Below are 2,030 nucleotides of genomic sequence, written 5' to 3' on the forward strand. Positions count from 1 at the left end.
CCGTATCTCGTCTTCCACCTGGTAGCCTTGCTACCCTTTCAAAAGATGGCATTGATATTGAAGATATTTTCACTCACAATTTCGAGAGGTATCAACAATTAGAGACACCAACGGTCTCAGATCTCCACACCTTCTTCATGCAAGGGTGTAAAAACCGGTGTAGTGATGAGTTTGACACACTCATTTCGCTAAGTGGGGGAATGGATTCACGTGGTGTTGCTGCAGGTATTGCCGAGATTGATCCAGACGCGCAGGCAGTCAGTTTTGTCACTGGAGAAGGAGCTTCAGTTCGAGATGCAGAATTAGCAAAACAAATTTCGGAAAAGCTTGATATAGCATGGAAACCTTTCGATGTGAGCGGGGGGGCGAACTACCGTCAACAACTTTTGCAGATGGAGTTTGGGATGAATTCACTTGAGATGGCACCTCTTATAGAATATGCTGAGAGAGTTGCAGAAGAGTATAATTCACCGTTCCTGCTTACGGGCAATGGTGGGGATAAGATATTCCCAGATCTCACACCCTCACGTTCTTTTGACAGTCTCTCGGAACTAGCACGGTGGGCTGTGTCAGAAAATTCTAGGTTAGATAGTCAGATTGTGGAACAAATTACAGACGTTTCACGGGAAGAATTGGTGTCATCAGTGAAGGAACGGTTAGATGAATACCCTGAAGAATCATTCACACAGAAGTATGTTCATTTTCTTATACGAGAGCGAGGATTCAATTGGTTGAATCACGGCGAAGAGCGCTACCGGAACCTAATATGGACAGATACGCCATTCTATGCTCCGAAACTTTTCCGCAACGCAATGGCGATACCACCCAAAGAGAAAAAAAGCGGAAGTCTATACGTTAACATACTTGAAAAAATGTCAAACAATGTACTTAGCGTCCCCGATGCGATGTTCAATGCGCCTCCAAAATCCTTCCAATTTAAAGCCAAGAGACAAATATACGAAGTTCTTGACGCCCACCCCCTGATTAAACAAATAATCTTGAAAATGGTGAAAGATAATTCACAGACTGCCACAACCACAATTCCAAGATCCATTGAAAGAGAAGTACGAGATGTGATTACACACCAACAAATGCCGGGGTTAACGTCTGCCATGCAAATATATACTTTAAAATTGCTATCAGATTGCACCAATGAACGATTTGGAAAGTGAATTCATGGATATTATGTCTATTAGAATTGGTTCGTTTCTAAGAGCCAATTGACGAACTATTCCGATATCAATCCTAATGTTCGCTTCGGAATCGTCTAGTTACTTGCCTTCGCACATTAGACAAGCAGTACCTCAATTTCCTACATCAGCTAGTCGATGTTCTGGTGTTCACTACTGAGTGAGAACGACAAAAGATTCTGAACGCTGTCACGGAAGGAACACTTGACGTTGTTTCGAAGCGAGCTTGTTCATGAGATCTCCGTTCCCATAGCGCGATCTGCAATCCCGAGTTTCAGGAGGCTTGGGCCAGCATCAGCAAGTGCCATTGCCGACTGGCATCTGTGCCATGACGGAGCTCACAGGGTCCCAAACCGAATTCTTGCTTCGTGTCTCTAAAGAACGTCCAATCCGGCATCTCGTCGCGTACAACATGATAATAGAGGCTCGCTTTCGTGTCGATTTTGTTCGAGAGAGTGTATTTACGCTCGGTTCGTCTTCACCTTCGTCTGTCTCGTCTTCTAAGGGGTCGTTCATTTCATTTCATTTCGATGACTAGAGCTTCACTCCTCTAAGACGTGCGACGTCGCGTTCTGCGCCCAGATGTGGTACGTTCCCTCACCAATCGTCCGATTCACTTTACGAATACGCTGGGTGAATGCATCGAATGATTCGCTCGCCCACGTAGTGACGTGAGTGTCTCTCTTGACTGCTAAAATTACTGCTTTTGGTAGATTCGAGATGCACTCGGTCTTGTTGCGGCCAGGAAAAAGGTCTATCACATAGGAATTCACATAGTGTTTCTGCCACGTGGAAAAGCACTCTAACCCATCAATCGGACCAGTGCAGGAGAAAAACGAC

1 protein-coding gene is annotated in these 2,030 nt (G+C 45.0%); it reads left to right on the forward strand.

From position 1 onward, the window contains the following. The coding region (locus tag AUR66_RS21345; RefSeq protein WP_197409801.1) for an asparagine synthase-related protein at positions 1 to 1,172 on the forward strand (1,172 nt) is incomplete at its 5' end. Positions 1,173 to 2,030: the final 858 nt, after the last annotated feature.

This window comes from Haloferax profundi, assembly GCF_001469865.1.
Taxonomy (GTDB): Archaea; Halobacteriota; Halobacteria; order Halobacteriales; family Haloferacaceae; genus Haloferax; species Haloferax profundi.